This window comes from Gardnerella lacydonensis (assembly GCF_048545055.1).
Lineage (GTDB): Bacteria > Actinomycetota > Actinomycetes > Actinomycetales > Bifidobacteriaceae > Bifidobacterium > Bifidobacterium vaginale_C.
In genome coordinates this window covers 368,923-386,675 of sequence record NZ_JBKQXT010000001.1, presented here as the reverse complement: position 1 = coordinate 386,675, position 17,753 = coordinate 368,923, and the positions used below count along the sequence as shown (strand labels likewise).

13 protein-coding genes are annotated in these 17,753 nt (G+C 38.0%); 3 read left to right on the top strand and 10 right to left on the bottom strand.

Going from position 1 to position 17,753, the window contains the following annotated elements; translation table 11 throughout:
- Positions 1 to 54 precede the first annotated feature (54 nt).
- A complete protein-coding gene (locus tag ACJV45_RS01810; RefSeq protein WP_419397508.1) occupies positions 55 to 720 on the top strand; it encodes a biotin transporter BioY in 666 nt (221 codons plus the stop codon).
- A 411-nt stretch (positions 721 to 1,131) separates the two neighbouring features.
- Here ACJV45_RS01810 and ACJV45_RS01805 read toward each other — a convergent pair whose 3' ends face one another.
- The 3 genes from ACJV45_RS01805 to ACJV45_RS01795 all read right to left on the bottom strand — a co-directional run bounded on the left by ACJV45_RS01805 (position 1,132) and on the right by ACJV45_RS01795 (position 3,981).
- Positions 1,132 to 2,154 carry a linear amide C-N hydrolase gene (locus ACJV45_RS01805; RefSeq protein WP_419397507.1) on the bottom strand — a complete coding sequence of 341 codons (1,023 nt, stop codon included), beginning with the start codon at positions 2,152 to 2,154 and terminating at the stop codon, positions 1,132 to 1,134.
- A gap of 46 nt (positions 2,155 to 2,200) precedes the next feature.
- Positions 2,201 to 3,172 carry a DMT family transporter gene (locus tag ACJV45_RS01800; RefSeq protein WP_004114440.1) on the bottom strand — a complete coding sequence of 324 codons (972 nt, stop codon included), beginning with the start codon at positions 3,170 to 3,172 and terminating at the stop codon, positions 2,201 to 2,203.
- Positions 3,173 to 3,237: 65 nt separating this feature from the next.
- Complete coding sequence (locus ACJV45_RS01795; protein WP_004114439.1) at positions 3,238 to 3,981, bottom strand: glutamine amidotransferase; 744 nt, start codon at positions 3,979 to 3,981, stop codon at positions 3,238 to 3,240.
- 275 nt (positions 3,982 to 4,256) lie between these two features.
- On the opposite strand from ACJV45_RS01795, the gene ACJV45_RS01790 reads away from it, so the two are divergent.
- Complete coding sequence (locus ACJV45_RS01790; RefSeq protein WP_116692303.1) at positions 4,257 to 5,243, top strand: LacI family DNA-binding transcriptional regulator; 987 nt, start codon at positions 4,257 to 4,259, stop codon at positions 5,241 to 5,243.
- 567 nt (positions 5,244 to 5,810) lie between these two features.
- Here the strand turns inward: ACJV45_RS01790 and ACJV45_RS01785 are convergent.
- The 3 genes from ACJV45_RS01785 to ACJV45_RS01775 form a co-directional block, all read right to left on the bottom strand.
- The gene (locus ACJV45_RS01785; RefSeq protein WP_415681240.1) at positions 5,811 to 6,725 is read right to left on the bottom strand and encodes a hypothetical protein; all 915 of its coding nucleotides are present in this window, start codon (positions 6,723 to 6,725) and stop codon (positions 5,811 to 5,813) included.
- A 171-nt stretch (positions 6,726 to 6,896) separates the two neighbouring features.
- Positions 6,897 to 8,372: a hypothetical protein gene (locus tag ACJV45_RS01780; RefSeq protein WP_419397506.1), complete on the bottom strand. Its 1,476-nt coding sequence runs from the start codon at positions 8,370 to 8,372 to the stop codon at positions 6,897 to 6,899.
- A 497-nt stretch (positions 8,373 to 8,869) separates the two neighbouring features.
- Positions 8,870 to 10,105 (bottom strand): ROK family transcriptional regulator, encoded by a 1,236-nt coding sequence (locus tag ACJV45_RS01775; RefSeq protein ID WP_020761145.1) that lies wholly within the window; start codon positions 10,103 to 10,105, stop codon positions 8,870 to 8,872.
- A 235-nt stretch (positions 10,106 to 10,340) separates the two neighbouring features.
- On the opposite strand from ACJV45_RS01775, the gene ACJV45_RS01770 reads away from it, so the two are divergent.
- A complete protein-coding gene (locus tag ACJV45_RS01770) occupies positions 10,341 to 11,849 on the top strand; it encodes a xylulokinase (protein ID WP_419397505.1) in 1,509 nt (502 codons plus the stop codon).
- A 221-nt stretch (positions 11,850 to 12,070) separates the two neighbouring features.
- Here ACJV45_RS01770 and mmsB read toward each other — a convergent pair whose 3' ends face one another.
- From mmsB to xylA, 4 genes are all read right to left on the bottom strand, one after another.
- On the bottom strand, positions 12,071 to 13,300 hold the full coding sequence (gene mmsB / locus ACJV45_RS01765; protein WP_004116257.1) for a multiple monosaccharide ABC transporter permease: 1,230 nt from the start codon (positions 13,298 to 13,300) through the stop codon (positions 12,071 to 12,073).
- Between the two features lie 66 nt (positions 13,301 to 13,366).
- A complete protein-coding gene (locus ACJV45_RS01760; protein WP_032834003.1) occupies positions 13,367 to 14,911 on the bottom strand; it encodes a sugar ABC transporter ATP-binding protein in 1,545 nt (514 codons plus the stop codon).
- Between the two features lie 132 nt (positions 14,912 to 15,043).
- Entirely contained in the window at positions 15,044 to 16,156 is a 1,113-nt protein-coding gene (locus ACJV45_RS01755) for a substrate-binding domain-containing protein (protein ID WP_004120993.1), read from the bottom strand.
- Positions 16,157 to 16,376: 220 nt separating this feature from the next.
- Positions 16,377 to 17,726, bottom strand: a complete 1,350-nt coding sequence (xylA, locus tag ACJV45_RS01750) for a xylose isomerase (protein ID WP_004120995.1) — start codon at positions 17,724 to 17,726, stop codon at positions 16,377 to 16,379.
- Positions 17,727 to 17,753: the final 27 nt, after the last annotated feature.

Here is a 17,753-nt window from a genome sequence, read left to right as displayed (position 1 = left end):
ATTTTTGTCTAATCTTTGATTCAGCAACGAAAAACAATACGAAAGAAGGATATCGTGGCTAATTTTGAATCTAACTCTGGTGCAAACTCTGGCGCAAGCTCTAGCGCAGTTGCATCTAAGGCTTTTGACGTTAATCGTTTGGCTGTTCCATTTGCTAAGGCGTTTTTGTTTACTGTTCTTATTAGCGCAGCAACTATGGCTGGCGCATTGCCGATTCCTGGAACTCCTGTTCCTGTAACTTTGCAAACTTTGGTTTTGGCTTTGGCTGGTCTTACTTTGACTTGGCGTCAGGCCGTTAGCTCTGTGCTTATGTACCTTGCGATTGGTGCTGCTGGAATGCCAGTGTTTGCAGGCGGAAAGAGCGGCGTTGTGGCTTTTGCAGGTCCTAGCGTTGGATTCCTTGTTGGATTCGTGTTTGGTGTGGCTGCGATTGCGCTCGTAAAGTCTGCGCTCGAAGGCGTTGTTAATGCCGCTATGCCAGAGGATTCTGTTGCTAAGAAATTTGCACGATTTGGCGCGTATTTTGCCGCATCTGTTGTTGGTTCTCTTGTGATTTACGCATTTGGATTTGTAGGTCAATCGCTTATGATGCATTTGCCTGTTTGGACAATCGCCGTTGCTTCCACTGGCTTTATTGTGGGCGATATTATTAAGGCTGCAATCGCTAGCGCTGCTTGCGCAGGATTGTATGGCGCGTTTAAACGCAATCACAATGCGTGATTAATCGCGATAAATCGCGTAATGCGTAACTAATCGCAAGCGTAACGCGCTAACTATCTAAGACCGCAGTCTCGTCGCTGCGGTCTTTTTTGTTCTAAACGCTAATCGCGCAATCCACACTCCCACATTTGTTCCCCATCAACGTAAATCCGACCACAAAACCAAGAACACCTCCCCGCGTTTGTTCCCCAAATAGCCAAATCCGACTACAAAACCAAGACCACTTCCCCGCGTTTGTTCCCAAAATCGCCACATCCGAAAACAAACGCGGGCAAAAATAAACAAACGCAGGCTATCAGAATCAACAAAAAACACAATTATATTAAAAACTTAAATTAATACGACAATACAATGGTGTGCATGCTACGCATATTTACTATGCAAAAGCATGCACACCCAACTTATTTCTAATTACAATTCTTCTTCAAATGGTTCATATGTTTGTTTCAAAACAAAATCAAAATATCTTACATGATCCCATTCGTCAGGATTACCAAAATGTAATAATTTCAAATTGTGATTATCATACGAAAATGCGTATAAATCTTTATTACTTATGTCGTATGCAGACGTATATTGAGTCCATGGGACCAACATCTCATCATCTACCGATATTCGTAGAACTCCCTTAGGGGTGTTCTCCATTGACAACAATTGAAATACTTCATTAATCGCATTCCCGTCATCAACTGGCATAGACATTAATTTTGCATAAGCCGCTCTCAAAAATCGACTTTCTGGTTTATAGTCGCTAGGTATATCGAGTAATCCACTTATGTTCTCATCCAATCCTACATTATTCACAGCTTCATTGTTGTCATAAAGATATTTGCGATTGGTAGAACGTTCAAGATGAGCCTTCAAATTATTAAGATGCCAGTCAAAGGTCGGAGCATTTGTAAATACACCAACTGTATTTTCAAATATTTTAAAACCATTAGAAATAGAAGGTTCTACAACTATAGATCTCCCTGTTTCGTCGGAAAAAACAGCATGTTGCGGAACAGACATCCCCATCATTGGACCAGGTTCATTAACTATTCCTAAATCCGAATTGAGTGAATTAATGATCTCATCGAGAGAACGATACTGAGTTAATATCCATGTAACTAATTCTTCTCCACGAAGCGCAATTTTATTAGAATCATCAATTTCTTTCTTACTCACATATCGGAAGAAGTGATCGAAATAGAAAGACCCACCGCATATTCCGTATTCATTTATTCCATCTAAAATAACAGGGTTCTTATGCACATCTTTAGCCCAAGCAACACCCATTACCGCACATTTAGTAATAAATGGTGTATAGGTTGATTCTATAGAGGTACCAGACGGTATCTTCATACCAGCATATTCAAACTCTTGTTCAAAATCTTGGGTTCTTCCCCAATATGAATTTCCTTGTTTGCTTCTTATTCCAATTCCAGTACACATTGTTATTACTCCTTTATAATAACTAACTGAAAATAAAAACTTTTTATCAATTGACTTGTGAGACTAATTCATCCTGATCATTACGAGCAGAAGGTATTGCAGCTATAACAGCACCTACTAGTGCTACAACTGTTCCAATAAGTGTAATAACGTATACTTTTGCACCTAACGCTGGAACAAGCCAGTCGATCAACACAGACCCAAGTAATTGTCCAGCCGTCGAAGCTAGTCCTAGAAGAAGTAGACCTAATCCTCTCACCAATAAAGCCATTAATGCTATAGACAATAATCCAAGCGGACCACCTAAGTACATCCACCAAGTCAATGGAAGATGGAAAGAAGTCTGACCTGTAGCGATTCTAACAATAAGAGCAATTGCTAGTACGGAAAAACCTACTATAAAGTTCCAAGTTATAGAAACTAACATAGAACCAGTTTCATTAGCCACTGCCGAATTACCAGCAGGTTGCCATCCCGCTAAAAGACCAGCAGCAAATGGTAGAACAGCTAGAAATACAACCGACGGAGCATGCCAGCTTGGTGAAACAACCATAATAGTTGCAACAATTGCAAGAATTGCACCAGATATACGAGGTAAATTAAACGGTTGCTTTGTATCTACACCTATTCCAAATCTATCGCATAATAATCCAGACAAAACCATTCCGCAGATTAAAGTTGTCTGGAATGTTGCAACACCAAGTACGGACGCAGATGCTCCTTCAGAAAAAACAACCATAGCTCCACATAATCCAGCTAGCCAACTCCACCAAGGTATATTATTAGAGCGAATTTTCGAAGGAATTGAAGCAAATTGTTGTCTTGTAGACGCTCGAGAGAGAATTATGATAAACATAACAACAAGTCCCGAACCGAATGATACTACTGCGCAAGCATTGCCATCAGCTAATTCTTTTCCCAATTGTCCATTCACAGCAGATTGCATTGGAGAAAGCATACCAGCCAATACCGTTCCAATGAACAATAAAGGAACCATGTAACGTTGTTTACTATTCATAATGATTATCTCCTTTCATATAATTCTTCACTCTTATAGTGAATAATAATTTTAATTTGCAATTATTAAATTTCTTTAGAAAGCCACTTAACACAATTAGAAAATAGTTGACCATATCCACTCCATTGCATAAACGCTTCCGGAGCCCAATGAGGAGCTATATCTGATGCAAAAGCAATACTTCTGCCTTTATCTACCTCATTAACAATGAGCAAAGGATTATCATCAACTTTCATGAGAATATTAGAACTTTCTTTAGCTAAAAGCTTTTGATATCCAAGAAGAATTGGAATAGGACTCAAATCATTCACAATTGGATGATTGGATACTATTTTAGGAATTACACCTTGAGGCTTTTCAGCTCTATCATCAAATGGACTTATTTCAACAGGAAGCACATCTTCAATAGATGTACCATGATAATGAGCTTTACCTTCAAATCCAGCAAAGGAAAGATATCCGCCTGCCATCATCAGTCCATGGCCTTCACGAACCCATTTAGCTAATAAATCTAAACGATTTACGCATCTTTTTCCTTCACCAAATACCCTATTAGGTAGTAAAAATGAATTACTTCCTATATCTGAAAGTATCACAACATCGTATTTGTTTAATTCATCCATTGTCCATGGAAAGTTTTCTGGAACATCATGAGCTTTTAGATGTGTAACATCGTGACCAAACTTTCTAAGAGCATCAAGAAATTCCACGCAACCAATTTCTAATTTAGTGGATGTGAATTCATCAAAACCTTTATATTCTGTAGTGGATGAAATCCAAGATTCTCCAGCTAGTAAAACTTTTGTCATATAAACAGCTCCTTTGCTTTTAATGAATAAAAACATCTCTACTTTGTAAATCTCACGCATTAAGGATGTTCTTATAAAAAATAATAAATCTTTTGCGCAAATAAAACAAACACAAAAAACGCTAAAAATATGGGCTAAAAGGGCTTCATTGCTAGAATACTATAATATTTTTGCGCAAATTTTTCTATTGTAAAAGTTTTTGCGCAATAGTAGCATTAACAGTATTAAATTACTTATTAAACTATTGCTTTTTCAATAAAACTTATGGAGTCTATATGTCAATTGTTCAAGTGGCTAGAAGAGCAAATGTATCTACATCTACCGTATCGAGATATTTGCATGGTACGTTAAACGTAGAAGACTCTACAGCACAAAGAATTGACGAGGCTGCACATTTCTATAAATACACAACTAAAATAAACTCAAAGACAACTTACAAAGCACTGGCGCTTGTTATTCCTGGATTAAATAACCCATTCTATAGTGAACTATGTCAACAACTATCAATGGCAGCAGATGGTTTAGGATATGCATTAAATATTAAAATATCGCAAGGAAATCCAATAAAAGAAAGAAATATTGTTGAATCCATAATTAAAGAGCAAAAGTATATTGGACTTATATACGCTGGATTAAATAACAATAATATAGCTTTGCGTAAAGTAATACCTTCTGGAATGAATGCCGTTCTAATAGATGAGCAAATGAATGATGAAAAATTATCTAATATATCAACAGTAACTGTTGACAATTACTCTGGAGCATACCAAGCCGTCTGTTATCTACTTTCCCTGGGACATAAGAGAATAGCCTACGTGTCAGGACCAGATGGATTAAGCACAACCTCAGACAGAAAACATGGCTATTTATCCGCTTTATCAAATAGCAAAATATTATACGACGATTCTTTAATATTTTCTGGTCCATATACTGAGGAATTTGGAGAAAGTATATTCCCATACATAGTAAGTAACCCAGATCCACCAACCGCAATATTCTGTAGCTCAGATATTTCAGCACTAGGGTTACTTGGAGCAGCTGAAAGATATGGATTAAAGATACCAGATGATTTATCTGTAATAGGCTGCGATGGAATTCATATTGGCAAATGGGCGCATCCTAGCTTAACAACATTGCAGCAACCATTTGAAGCTATTGCTAAATCTACTTTAGAATTAATAAGTTTTAATGGAGAAACAAAACATATTCAATTACCATTAACGTTAACTATTAGAAATTCTACTTGCAGAATAAAAAATTAAATCATCTGAAATATACGTTTGTTACAAGCTCTCGTAAAAACAGTAATTCATATTGATACCCACGAAAATATTGGAAATAAGATCATATACAACGGCTCATTCGACTACAAAACCAAGAACACTTCCCCGCGTTTGTTTATCAAACCACTAAATTCGACAACAAACGCGGGCAAAAATAAACGAACGCGGGCTATCAGAATCGACAACGTAACATTAAAACAAAGGATTACGAGTATAGTACTCTTTCAAAGAACGATATGCACTTCTCTTTAATAAGTAAAAAGATTATATTGAGTCCGTTAAAACAACCACTTTTTATTAGAACACATGCTTAAAATAAGCAATGTAAATCTAATTTATAAATCTACATTGCTTATTCTGTATGCGCACTATGTCTTATGCACACTTCTTCATGTCTTATTAACAATAAGATATGACTCATGATTGTTCAGAGTAACAACACATAAATCCAGTATTAGCATTGCACTATTCTACATTTTTGCGCTTTTTAAACTTACAGATGTATCTATGGTTTCGGTAAGTATGAACTTCATGCTTAATACTTTTTTAATAATCTAGATGTTTTTCTATAAATTTCTTTATTGATTTTTTACACATGAAAAATATTAGGCATGTTATAGCGTAAAAAATTAGAAAAATAATTATTAAAAATAATCCATTCCATGCATATGAATCAATATTGCAACATTTTAAAAAGTTTTTATTTTTTCCGCCACAATAATTTTTATATAAGGAATTTAGGCATACCATTGATAAAACAATCAACACTTGAGATAGAAGAATCAATACCTTAGTCTTAATTAATTTATATTTATTTTCTTCTGTGTCTTTTATATTTAATCTAAATATTTTCCTAGCCAAAACAGTCAAATTTTCAAAGCTAACTAAAACTGTAAAAAATCCTATTAAGGCAGTAATAAAGAAGGAAATATCATTATTGAATATTCCTCTACTACTAAAAATAATCCCTAAAATTATAGGCAAAAAGGATATCGGTATTATATATTTTGTATTTTCTTTCAAAAAAATTTGGAAAAATCTGTATATAAGAGAACATGTTATTGCAAAATAAATGGCAGCAACTAATATAGCAATAAAATCTCCGATGATAGGAATACGTTGGATAATATTATTCAATACATCCATATACGCAATAGAACATATATACGCACTAAGACTAATTGTAAAGCCACGTATATAACGATCTCTGAAGAATAAATTTATAATAAAAGCAGATACCAGCAATAAAATTAATGAAAAAGCCTCACACGTAGAAAGTTTAAAATTATGTGTAAATATTATTAATATGATAGAAGTAGATAAAAGTACAGTAAATATAATACCTAGAACATTCAATATTGTAGATTCTTTAGGATGATCAGTAATTTTCTTAATACTATTCTTATACAAATCATTCTTATTAGACGAATATGAAGTATCGTTTACAGTTTTATTAAACATAGGCAACGTCGCCTCGATTCAATGAGTAATTTATTTTAGATACAAAAATGGGGGCTGAGAGAACCCAGCCCCCAAGTGATTTAGCGGAACTAAACCACTGAAAGTTGCAACTTACTCAGCTCTACTGCAAGAGCATACGCTCTTAGTTTAGTAAAGCCAAGTAGGTAGTGCTTAGTGACGCATCTTGCGAACAGCAGCACCCATACCAGCAAGCATAGAAGCAGCCAAAGCAGTCAAAGCAACACCAACACCAGCATTACCAAGCTTCTCGCCAGCCTTACCACCATGGCCATTGCCACCCTTGGTAGCAAGCTCACCCTTAGCAGCAGCGGCACCAGCCTTACCAGCGGCAGCAGCTGGAGCAGCAGCCTGAGCCTTAGCCTCAGCCTTCTGAACAGCCTTCTGAGCAGCAGCACCAAACTTACCAGCCAAAGCATCAGCATAAATCTTCTGAGCCTGAGCAAGCTGTGGGAAAGCAGGAGACAATGGATCAACAGCAGTCACAGAAGGAAGCAAAGCAGGATTCACACCAAGCTTGATAGCAGCATTGTAAGCCTCATCATAAGCATCCTTAGCAGCCTTATAAGCAGCCTGAGCAGCCAAATCAGCAGTCTTAGCATCATTGAAATCAACCAAAGCCTTGTTGAAAGCATTAGTAGTACGAACTACATGAGCTTCAGCACGAGCAACAGCCTCTTTCAAGCTCTGCAACTTAGCAGAATCATTCACGCCAGAAGCCTCAAAATCAGACAAAGCCTGCTCTGCAACAGCCTTATCATGCTGAGCAGCATCAAGCTCAGCCTTAGCAGCAGCCAAAGTAGTAGCAGCCTTGGTGTAAGCTTCCTTCTTCTCAGCAAAGTTGTGCTCAGCAGCATCAACATCTACCTTCTTAGCAAGAACATTCTTAATAGCCTCAGTCTTAGAACCTGGCTGAGCTGGCTGAACAGGGGTAGTGTGATCTGGCTTAGTGTGATCTGGCTTAGTGTGATCTGGGGTTGGGGTTGGGGTTGGAGCTGGCTTCCTACCTTCCAATACATCAAGTTCAGCCTTAAGCTTATTCCTCTCAGCAACGACAGCATTGTACCTAGCGTTGAAAGCGTCGCGCTTCGCGGAAGCATTGTTAAAAGCTTCCTGAGCTTGCGCATACTTAGCCTGTGCATCTGTCAAAGCAGCATAAATAGATTTTCCAGTTACATCACCAGAATTATCTACCTTCCATGCACCATCCTCAAACTTAAACTTAACAGTTTCGTCTTTTGTAAAGGTCTTATTCTTATTGGCAGAATCACCGTAGAATAATCCACGAACTGTGTCATAATCACTGGAAGCTTTGCTTACAGCGCTATCAGCCTCACCAAGAGTCTGCTGTGCTTTGTCAAACTCAACAACTACTGCGCTAGAATACAACATCTCGTTGCCATAAGCAACGCCTTCATCACCGTTCTCAAGAGCATTAATCTGCTTCTCAACCATAGGAAGCTGCTCTTTAATTTCCTTGATACGCTGAGCCTTAGCTGCAGGATCAACCTTAGTTTCAGCAGTTTTAGCATCAGTCTTAGCACCAGCGAATGCTGGGGTTGCCATTGCGAAGCCAGCAAGCAAAGTAGCGCCAGCAGCGAAAGCGGCGATAGCCTTCTTATTCATCATTTTAATTTCCTTTCTTCTTCTCCTCCGTGCTAGGAACACGAAAAAGAATTTGCCTTATGCGGTTTCCCGCGTAGCACCAGTTGAACTAGGGATTCACTGGTTGCTGATTCAAAAGATACAACATGCTTTAACAAAAATCAACCAAAACATTCAGCTTACATTCAGGTTTGTTTTGAAGTTTTTCTGAAAATACATAATAATATACCCAATAAAACGTAAAAATTACGACTAATCATATTTAAAAACAGAAAAATATCCAAGACACGCCGTATATAGACTTTTTTTAAGATTCTTTCAGGTTTTTTTAAGGTTTGCATTTAATTGGCGTGTCGTCTATAGCACACTGCCATAGTTATTGCTATTAAAAACTACACAACAATATCTATTCAGACTCATCTACACAACTACAAATAACGCAACAATTATGACAAAAACGAGAAAATTATGATAAAAACAAGATGACTACGATAAAAGGTATAAAATTATAAATTCTCACTTCATTCGTCAATGCTTGATTGCTCAATATAATCTAATGGTTTATCAATAAACCTTCGAAGCGCGACTTGTGCTGCTCCAAGCAATGCAGACCTTCCACCAACTTCTGACATTAATACTCTAACATTTACAGCTTCGCTGCATAATACTTCAGAAGTAAGTTCTTTACTAATTCTTTGCGTAAGACCAACACCAAATCGCTGCCAAATACCACCTAAAATAACCGTATTAATATCCAGTAGATTCACAGCAGACCCAATTACAGATACTAAAGCTTCTACTGCTTTATCGACAGCGCTAACGACTATCTCATCACCAGATTTCCAACGTTCAAGTAAAACATTTACAGCTTCAATTTTTGTTGCATCACACCCACTAGCAATGTGAGCAGTTTCAACCAATGCTCTCCTACCAGCAAATGCTTCCAAGCATCCACGCCTTCCACACCTGCAAACAGGACCATCTAAAGACACAGACACATGACCTATTTCTCCAGCAAAACCATTTTCACCATAAACAACATGGCCATCTCTAACAACAGCACCACCAATACCAATATCTGTTGATATGTAGATAAAAGAATCCGAAGGCTTCATAATGCTATCGTTTTTACGCTGCGTAGCAAAACCAGGAATCTGCGCTATAGCCGCAAGATTAGCTTCATTTGCAGCAAACACATTAAGTCTCTTAACAAGCTCATATTGTCCAAGATTAAGGTTTTTCCATCCTAAATTCGGCGACGCCAACAAGATAGATCCATCAATCACAACACCAGGCAAAGCTAATGCACCGCCGAGTATAACATACCCTAATTCTCTAGCTTTTGTTTCACTATCAAGCACAATATTATTTAAATTATCAAAAACTTCATTAGCGGTGAGCTGTTCCATATCGCAATCAACCCATTGCTCGTCAATAACATCACCATTTATATCAACAGCAGCAAAACCATAACCATCAGTATTTATTTGTAATCCAAAAGCACAAAAACTTCCAACGCTCACAGCAAGTGACGTACCAGGACGACCATAATGCACAGAAACGCTATCTGCCTCATGAAGAACCTTACTAGATATAAGTATTTGCACAAGCAAAGATATTGTAGCCTTGGTTAAACCAGTTGCGCGAGCCAATTCCGCACGAGTCATAGGCTCTACAGAGCGCAAAATAGTGTCTAAAACAACAGACAAATTATGATTGCGCAAATCATCCTGATTTATACTTCGTAAAGCTGACATGCTACCTCTTTCATTACTTGACAAATTCTAATACGACACATAAATCTAACGCACAAGTAATCAACCTGTAAGCCACAAGACTAATGGAAAATTCTCATAAACCGTGTTAAACTTTATTTTAGTTCATTCATCTAACTAATTGCAAATCAGCGAGTGCAGTTTTTGCGCAATTGCCTTCAGATGAATAGAAAAAATAAAAATGTCAAAAAGAATAACAGTCTACACAGGAGTAACTATGACACAAATACTTGTTGCTGGAATTGACACATCAACTCAATCAACAAAAATACGAATTACAGATGCCGAAACAGGAAAATTAGTACGTTTCGGACAAGCAAAACACCCAGAAGGAACCAGCATACACCCAGATAGATGGTGGGAAGCGTTCCTAAAAGCAAAAGAACAAGCCGGAGGACTAGATGACGTCAGCGCACTGTCAGTCGGAGGTCAACAACATGGTATGGTACTTCTAGACAAGCAAGGAAACATCGTTAGAGATGCACTACTATGGAATGATACTCGCTCAGCACCAGAGGCTACACAGTTAATCGAGAGTCTACAAGGTAAATCAGAAAAAAACACTGATAAACAAAGCCAAACCCTTGAAGGAAAGCGCAACTGGGTTCGTGCAGTTGGATCATCCCCTGTAGCGTCATTCACTGTAACAAAAATTGCTTGGGTAGCCAATCATGAACCTGAACTAGCAAATAAAGTAGCGGCTATTTGCTTACCTCACGATTGGCTAAGCTGGAGAATTGCAGGATATGGTCCATCTAGCTCTTCTAATCCTTCTAATAGGGATACTATTGGACTTGATAAACTTTTCACGGATCGCTCAGATGCTTCTGGCACAGGATACTTTGATTCAACCACTAATAACTACAGACGAGATTTGATAAAACTTGCATTCGGTAGAGACGATGTAATTTTACCTAAAGTTTTAAACCCTAATGAAATAGGAGCATATGCAGATCCAGAAATAGCAGGTAAAAATGTGGCTGGAGGATGCTTAATAGCTCCCGGAGGCGCAGATAACGCTATGGCTGCTTTGGGTTTAAACATGGGAATTGGAGATGTATCTATATCACTAGGAACATCAGGAGTAGCCGCAGCCGTTTGTCAAACACCAATATACGATATGACTACTTCAGTTGCAGGTTTTGCCGACTGCACTGGGCACTGGCTTCCATTAGCATGCACAATTAATGGTTCGAGAATAATAGACGCTGGATGCAAAGCGCTAAGCGTCGACTACGAACAATTCGCAAATCTATCAGCACAAAGCATACCAGGAGCACAAGGAATTACACTTATACCATATTTTGACGGAGAACGCACTCCAGATAGACCAAATTCTACGGCTAGTATATATGGGCTAACATTAGCAAACACAAAACCTTCTAACATAGCGCGCGCTTTTACAGAAGGATTGTTATGCTCTCAGCGCGATTGTTTGGAATTAATAAAATCACTAGGAGTCACAGTAAAAAAGATTCTACTAATTGGAGGTGGCGCAAAATCATCAGCAATACGAGCATTAGCACCATCTATATTAGGAAGTGATGTCACTTTACCAAAAACCGACGAATATGTTGCTATCGGTGCTGCAAGACAAGCAGCTTGGACTCTTTCAGGTAAAGAGTATCCACCTATTTGGCAGAATGAAATAGAAACAACTTTGTCTGGAGAACCTAACGAAGAAATATATAAAAAGTATTTACATTACCGCAACTTAGAAAAATAAATAAAATAAATATTCCAATAAGACATTTATTTGAAAATGCTCTGTTATAGCACATTGTTCAATGTAATATAACAGAGCATTTTAATATATGCATGTGTATTTAAAAATATAAAAAGTGCATGCACCTTACGATACATGCACAATTTTGATTACAATAATTTAATTACAATAATTTAATTACAATAATTACTAAAGCTACTTAAGTACATTAATTAATACAATTACTTTTTGCGCTTCTTGCTAATCAAATCATAGGCAACAGCAGCCACAACCACCAAACCTTTAATAGTTTTGACAATAGCGGCATCCGCACCCATAATAGACAAGCCCTGATTGAGAACACCCATAATTAATGCACCAACCATAGCGCCAGGAATCGTACCAGTTCCACCAGAAACAGCAGCACCACCAATGAAGCATGCAGCAATAGCATCCATCTCAAATTCTTGCCCAGTTGCAGCGGTAGCAGATGCAAGTCGAGACAATGTTACGACAGACGCTATTGCTGTAAGAACACCCATCGTTAAGAAAATCTTGAAATCAACCAATTTAGTATTTATGCCAGAAAGAATAGCTGCTTTTCTATTTCCACCAACAGCATAAATATCACGACCAAAAATCATGCGATTCAACACGAACCAAAAAACTCCAACGAGAACCGCAATAATAACCAATACTATTGGAATACCGCCTTGCTGAGAATTTCCAGAAGATGCCAATAAATAAGTAATAAAACCAATAGCTGCAACAGATACAACAATTTTCGTAATAGTAAACGAAAGTGGCTCAATCAATAATCCAGTCTTCAACGACTTCGCTCTCTTACGCAGCTGCACAACAATTACGCCTACAATGGCAAGAGCACCTACAACGATAGTTAATCCATCATATCCGCCCCAGAATCCAAAAATATTAGGAAGATAATCTTTTGCAATAGCTCTGAATTCGCGAGAACGTAATGGAATAGACTCGCCTGCAACAACAGTTGCCAAACCTCTAAAGATCAACATGCCACCTAAAGTGGTTACGAATGCAGGAACTTCAACATACGCTACCCAGAATCCATGCCAAGCACCTATTAGTAAACCTATGAAAAGCATGAAAGCGATTGCAAGCATCCAATTCATTCCCCAATGCTTCATAGCAAAGGCACCTAAGCCGCCAATGAATGCAACAGCAGATCCAACAGATAAATCAATATGTGTAGCAACAACAATCATAAGCATTCCGATTGCCGTAATCATAACATATGCATTTTGTTGGAATAATGCAACAACATTATTTGGATACAACAACCTATTTCCAGTCAACACTTGGAAAATAATGATAACAGCAACGAGAGCAAGATAAATACCGTAAGAACGAGCATTCCCCAGCAATAGCTCTTTTAATCCAGGAGCACCAATAGCTGTATTTTTCTTCTTTGAATAAGCAGATATTGATCCAAACATAATATCCTCTTTCTTTGCTACGCAACGATGCGAAGTTTAATTACTAATAAAATCTGATAGATTGAACTATTCAACGGTAAATGACTTCTCATATTCCAATGGAACATCACAAGTCATATACTTCATTAATTCTTCTTGATTTGTCTCATGAGCATTCAAACAAGCTGTAATTTTGCCTTGACTCATCGTGTATATACGATCACATATACCAAGCAATTCTGGCAATTCCGAAGAAATAACAATTATTGCACTACCAGAATCCGCTAACTTGTCGATAATCTCATAAATGTCATACTTAGCGCCTACATCAATGCCACGCGTAGGCTCATCAAGGATAAGAAGCTTAGGCTGAGTTGCCACCCATTTTGCCAATACAACCTTCTGCTGATTACCACCTGAAAGATTGCCAACAGGCATTTCAATAGTGTTACACTTCATACGAAAATCGTGACGATATTCTTCAGCAACTTTCGCTTCCTTATGTCTATCAATAACACCCAGATTACTAACTGACTTTAAATTAGCTAACGACGTATTTTCTCGAATAGAAGCTAATAAATTCAATCCGTAAACTTTACGATTTTCTGTAGCGTATGCCACAGCATGATCAATTGCAGAACGAACAGAATTGAATTTAACCTCTTTGCCATCTAAGTACAATTTACCAGACGCATTAGTGCCATATTGCCGACCAAAAACACTCATCGCAGTTTCAGTTCGTCCTGCACCAATCAATCCAGCTAAGCCAACAATCTCACCCTTACGCACATTGAAACTAACATCATTAGCAACTAATCGTTTTTCATCCAACGGATGATGCACTTTCCAATGTTCTATTCGAAAAGCCTCATTACCAATTTTTGCAACATGCTCAGGATACCTATTAGTAAGAGGACGACCTACCATATGGCGAATCAACTCATCTTGATCCAATGGATGCTGATCATCAACATCAATATGAGTAATTGTCTTACCATCACGTATCACTTGTACAGCATCAGCAATATAAGCTATTTCATTAAGTTTATGAGAAATAATAATAGCTGTAATACCACGCTCACGACGCAAACGATCAATCAGATGAAGCAAATTTGCAGAATCCTCATCATTTAAGGCTGCAGTAGGTTCATCAAGAATTAAAAGCTTTACATCTTTAGTCAAAGCTTTCGCAATCTCAACAAGCTGTTGTTTACCGACACCAATGTTAGCAATAAGATTACTTGGATCTTCATCCAATCCAACAGTTTTCATAACTTCGCGAGCAATACGATATTGTTCAGTATCATCTATAGCAATTCCCTTTTTAATCCTATTGCTGAGGAAAATATTATCAGCAATACTCATATACGGCACTAAAGCTAACTCTTGATGAATGATAACAATTCCTTTTGCCTCAGAATCACGAATCGTTTTAAATTTACAAACATTACCTTCATAAATAATGTCTCCCTCATATGTTCCATGAGGATATACACCAGAAAGAACATTCATCAACGTTGATTTACCAGCGCCATTCTCTCCACATATTGAAAATATTTGTCCACGTCGGACTTTCAATGTTACGTCTTCAAGCGCTGTAACCGAACCAAAACGTTTCACGATATGACGCATTTCAAGGATGACATCTTGTTTGTCAGTCACTGATTTTTTCCTTTCCTAATGAAATACGATATTGTCGCAACTGAACCAGTATCAAATGCACTCGGCTACATAATTGTTTAGCAGCCGAGTGCTCAACTAGTATCACAAACCAGCATCAGCTGCCGAGATATAGCCAGAATCAACAAGCTCTTTCTTGGCATTTGTTTTATCTACAGATACTGGTGACAGAAGAACAGAAGTAACATCCTTATTACCGTTATTAAAGACATCCTTTGTATTTGGCTTCTTACCATCAACAAGATCTTTAATCATTTTTGCTGTAGCCTTAGCGAGCTTACGCGTATCTTTATACACTGTCATCGCCTGTTTGCCTTGAACAATTGCGGCAACATTAGCCTTTTCAGCATCTTGACCAGTAATAATTGGGAAATAATTCCATCCAGCAGACTCAACAGCGTTGACAGTACCCAACGCAATAGCATCATTTGGCGCAAGAACTGCATCTAACTTCGTACCATCGTTATAGAAGGAATTAATGCGGTTTTCCATTTCAGCCTGTCCCTTTTGCCTATCCCAATTGTCAATACCTATTGACTTCCAATCATCAAGACTCTTTGGAACTTTGCCGGACTTAGATTTCAAGACACCAGATTTAAAATAAGGCTCTAGCACTTTCCAAGCACCTTCATAATAATATCTAGCATTATTATCTGTTGGAGATCCAGACATCAATTCGACATTAAATGGTCCCTTTTTACCTTCCTTAAGACCAAGCTTGTCTACAATGTACTCTCCCTGCATACGACCAACATCTGTCAAAGAGAATGTAGCATAATAATCAACAGCATCAGTGTTCATAATCAAGCGATCATAGGCAATAACTTTTGCACCATTAGACTCAGCAAGCTCAGCAGCGGCTCCAGTAGCAGTTCCATCGATTGATGCAATAACTACATAATTTGCACCTTGATTTGCCATATTCTGAATTTGAGAAGACTGTAAATCAGTTTTACCATCAGCATATTGCAGGGTGACTTTATAGCCAAAATGCTCAAGTTCTTTCTTAAGATTCTCGCCATCAATCTGCCAGCGTTCCAATTGCTGTTCTGGCATAGAAATTCCAACACTAATCTTTCCAGTCTTATTAGCAGCTCCACTAGCACCACCTCGAGTAGAAGGAGCTCCGCAAGCAGCAAATGGCAACAACATAGCCAATGCACCGGCGATACCAATAATCTTTTTCCACTTTTTCATCATTATCCCTTTCGGCTTTGAACGGAATATTATTTAGTAAATAACGACAAATTGTAAAATATCTTTTCAAATACTTACATACAACCAAGCGTGTCACCCCGAAAAAATCAGAGCGACACGCCAAGTTAGGAGGAAGGAAGAGAATGACGCAATAACTCTAACAAATATTTTGTTATTAAATATTCATACTTTTACTCAGTCATACTAGATACAGTTTGAATCACCCTTCTCTTAGAGCATCAATAATATAATTGTTAATCGTTGCCTTCACTGATTCAAGATGATCAGATTTAGTTGCAGCAATCAACTTTTCTTGAGGAATATCCAAAGCATATTCTTCAAGAGACGACAAGCTGGCTGTGCCGTTTTCTACAGTTAAGCCAATACCAGAATCATATGAAGAGTAACGATCTGCCTGTAAATTCTCAATGAATTTATCTTCATGCATTTTTGCAGCTACCAACAAACCTGCTGCAAATGAATCCATACCAGCAATATGAGAACGGAACAAATCCTCAGCATCAAAAGACGTACGACGTGGCTTAGCATCAAAATTAAGACCACCATGAGGACCAATCGACCCTTCTTGCAAAACTTCCCACATTACAGTTGAAGTTTCATAAAGATCGGTTGGGAATTCATCCATATCCCACCCAATAAGCTTGTCGCCTTGGTTTGCATCCAAAGATCCAAGAACACCTGCTTCTCTAGCAGTACGAATCTCATGTTGATAAGTATGACCAGCTAAATTAGCATGATTACCTTCGAGATTCAGCTTAAATACATCCATCAAATCATATGTTCTCAAGAATGCGATTGCAGTCGAAGCATCAAAATCATACTGATGCATCGTAGGCTCTTTAGCCTTTGGCTCAATCAAGAATTGCGCATCGAAACCAATTTCCTGCGCATAATCATGGCACATGTGGAAGAATTTTGCCATATGTTCTTGTTCGCGCTTCATTTGTGTATTCCACAGGTTTTCGTATCCTTCACGACCACCCCAGAATACATAATTTTCAGCACCTAAGCGTTTGCCAATCTCTAAACTATGCTTTAGCTGACCTGCAGAGTATGCATAAATATCCGCAAATGGAGACGTTGAAGCGCCAGACACAAATCTAGGATTTGTAAACAGCGACGAGGTATTCCATAGCAATTTAATACCTGTTGACTTCATATTCTCTTCAATTTTATCAACTACACGATCGAGATTACGATTGGTTTCACGAAGAGTATCACCTTCTGGAGCTATGTCGCGATCATGGAAGCAGAAATATCCTACCGACAATTTCTGGAAAAGCTCAAATGCATAATCGACTTTAGCTAAAGCCTCATCCATAGGATCACTATATTTGCCATAATACGGTCTATGAGCTGTACCAGTTCCAAATGGATCAACAAGAGTTTGGTCGAAAGTATGCCACCATGCAACAGCAAAGCGCAACCAATCTTTCATCTTTTTTCCAGCTACAACTCTATCTGCATCGTAGTAGTGAAAAGCTAGACCCTCCTTTGGACCTTGCGCTCTACCTACATATTCGATCTTATCAATATCCCATAAACTCATATTGCTCCTTTGCTCAAACCAGCACGA

Excerpts from the sequence above, each read along its gene's own strand:
- ACJV45_RS01790 (WP_116692303.1), top strand. The coding sequence starts at position 4,257 with ATGTCAATTGTTCAAGTGGCTAGAAGAGCAAATGTATCTACATCTACC.
- ACJV45_RS01805 (WP_419397507.1), bottom strand. The coding sequence starts at position 2,154 with ATGTGTACTGGAATTGGAATAAGAAGCAAACAAGGAAATTCATATTGG.
- ACJV45_RS01760 (WP_032834003.1), bottom strand. The coding sequence starts at position 14,911 with ATGCGTCATATCGTGAAACGTTTTGGTTCGGTTACAGCGCTTGAAGAC.
- ACJV45_RS01770 (WP_419397505.1), top strand. The coding sequence starts at position 10,341 with ATGACACAAATACTTGTTGCTGGAATTGACACATCAACTCAATCAACA.
- mmsB (WP_004116257.1), bottom strand. The coding sequence starts at position 13,300 with ATGTTTGGATCAATATCTGCTTATTCAAAGAAGAAAAATACAGCTATT.
- ACJV45_RS01780 (WP_419397506.1), bottom strand. The coding sequence starts at position 8,372 with ATGATGAATAAGAAGGCTATCGCCGCTTTCGCTGCTGGCGCTACTTTG.
- xylA (WP_004120995.1), bottom strand. The coding sequence starts at position 17,726 with ATGAGTTTATGGGATATTGATAAGATCGAATATGTAGGTAGAGCGCAA.
- ACJV45_RS01795 (WP_004114439.1), bottom strand. The coding sequence starts at position 3,981 with ATGACAAAAGTTTTACTAGCTGGAGAATCTTGGATTTCATCCACTACA.
- ACJV45_RS01800 (WP_004114440.1), bottom strand. The coding sequence starts at position 3,172 with ATGAATAGTAAACAACGTTACATGGTTCCTTTATTGTTCATTGGAACG.
- ACJV45_RS01785 (WP_415681240.1), bottom strand. The coding sequence starts at position 6,725 with ATGTTTAATAAAACTGTAAACGATACTTCATATTCGTCTAATAAGAAT.
- ACJV45_RS01775 (WP_020761145.1), bottom strand. The coding sequence starts at position 10,105 with ATGTCAGCTTTACGAAGTATAAATCAGGATGATTTGCGCAATCATAAT.
- ACJV45_RS01755 (WP_004120993.1), bottom strand. The coding sequence starts at position 16,156 with ATGAAAAAGTGGAAAAAGATTATTGGTATCGCCGGTGCATTGGCTATG.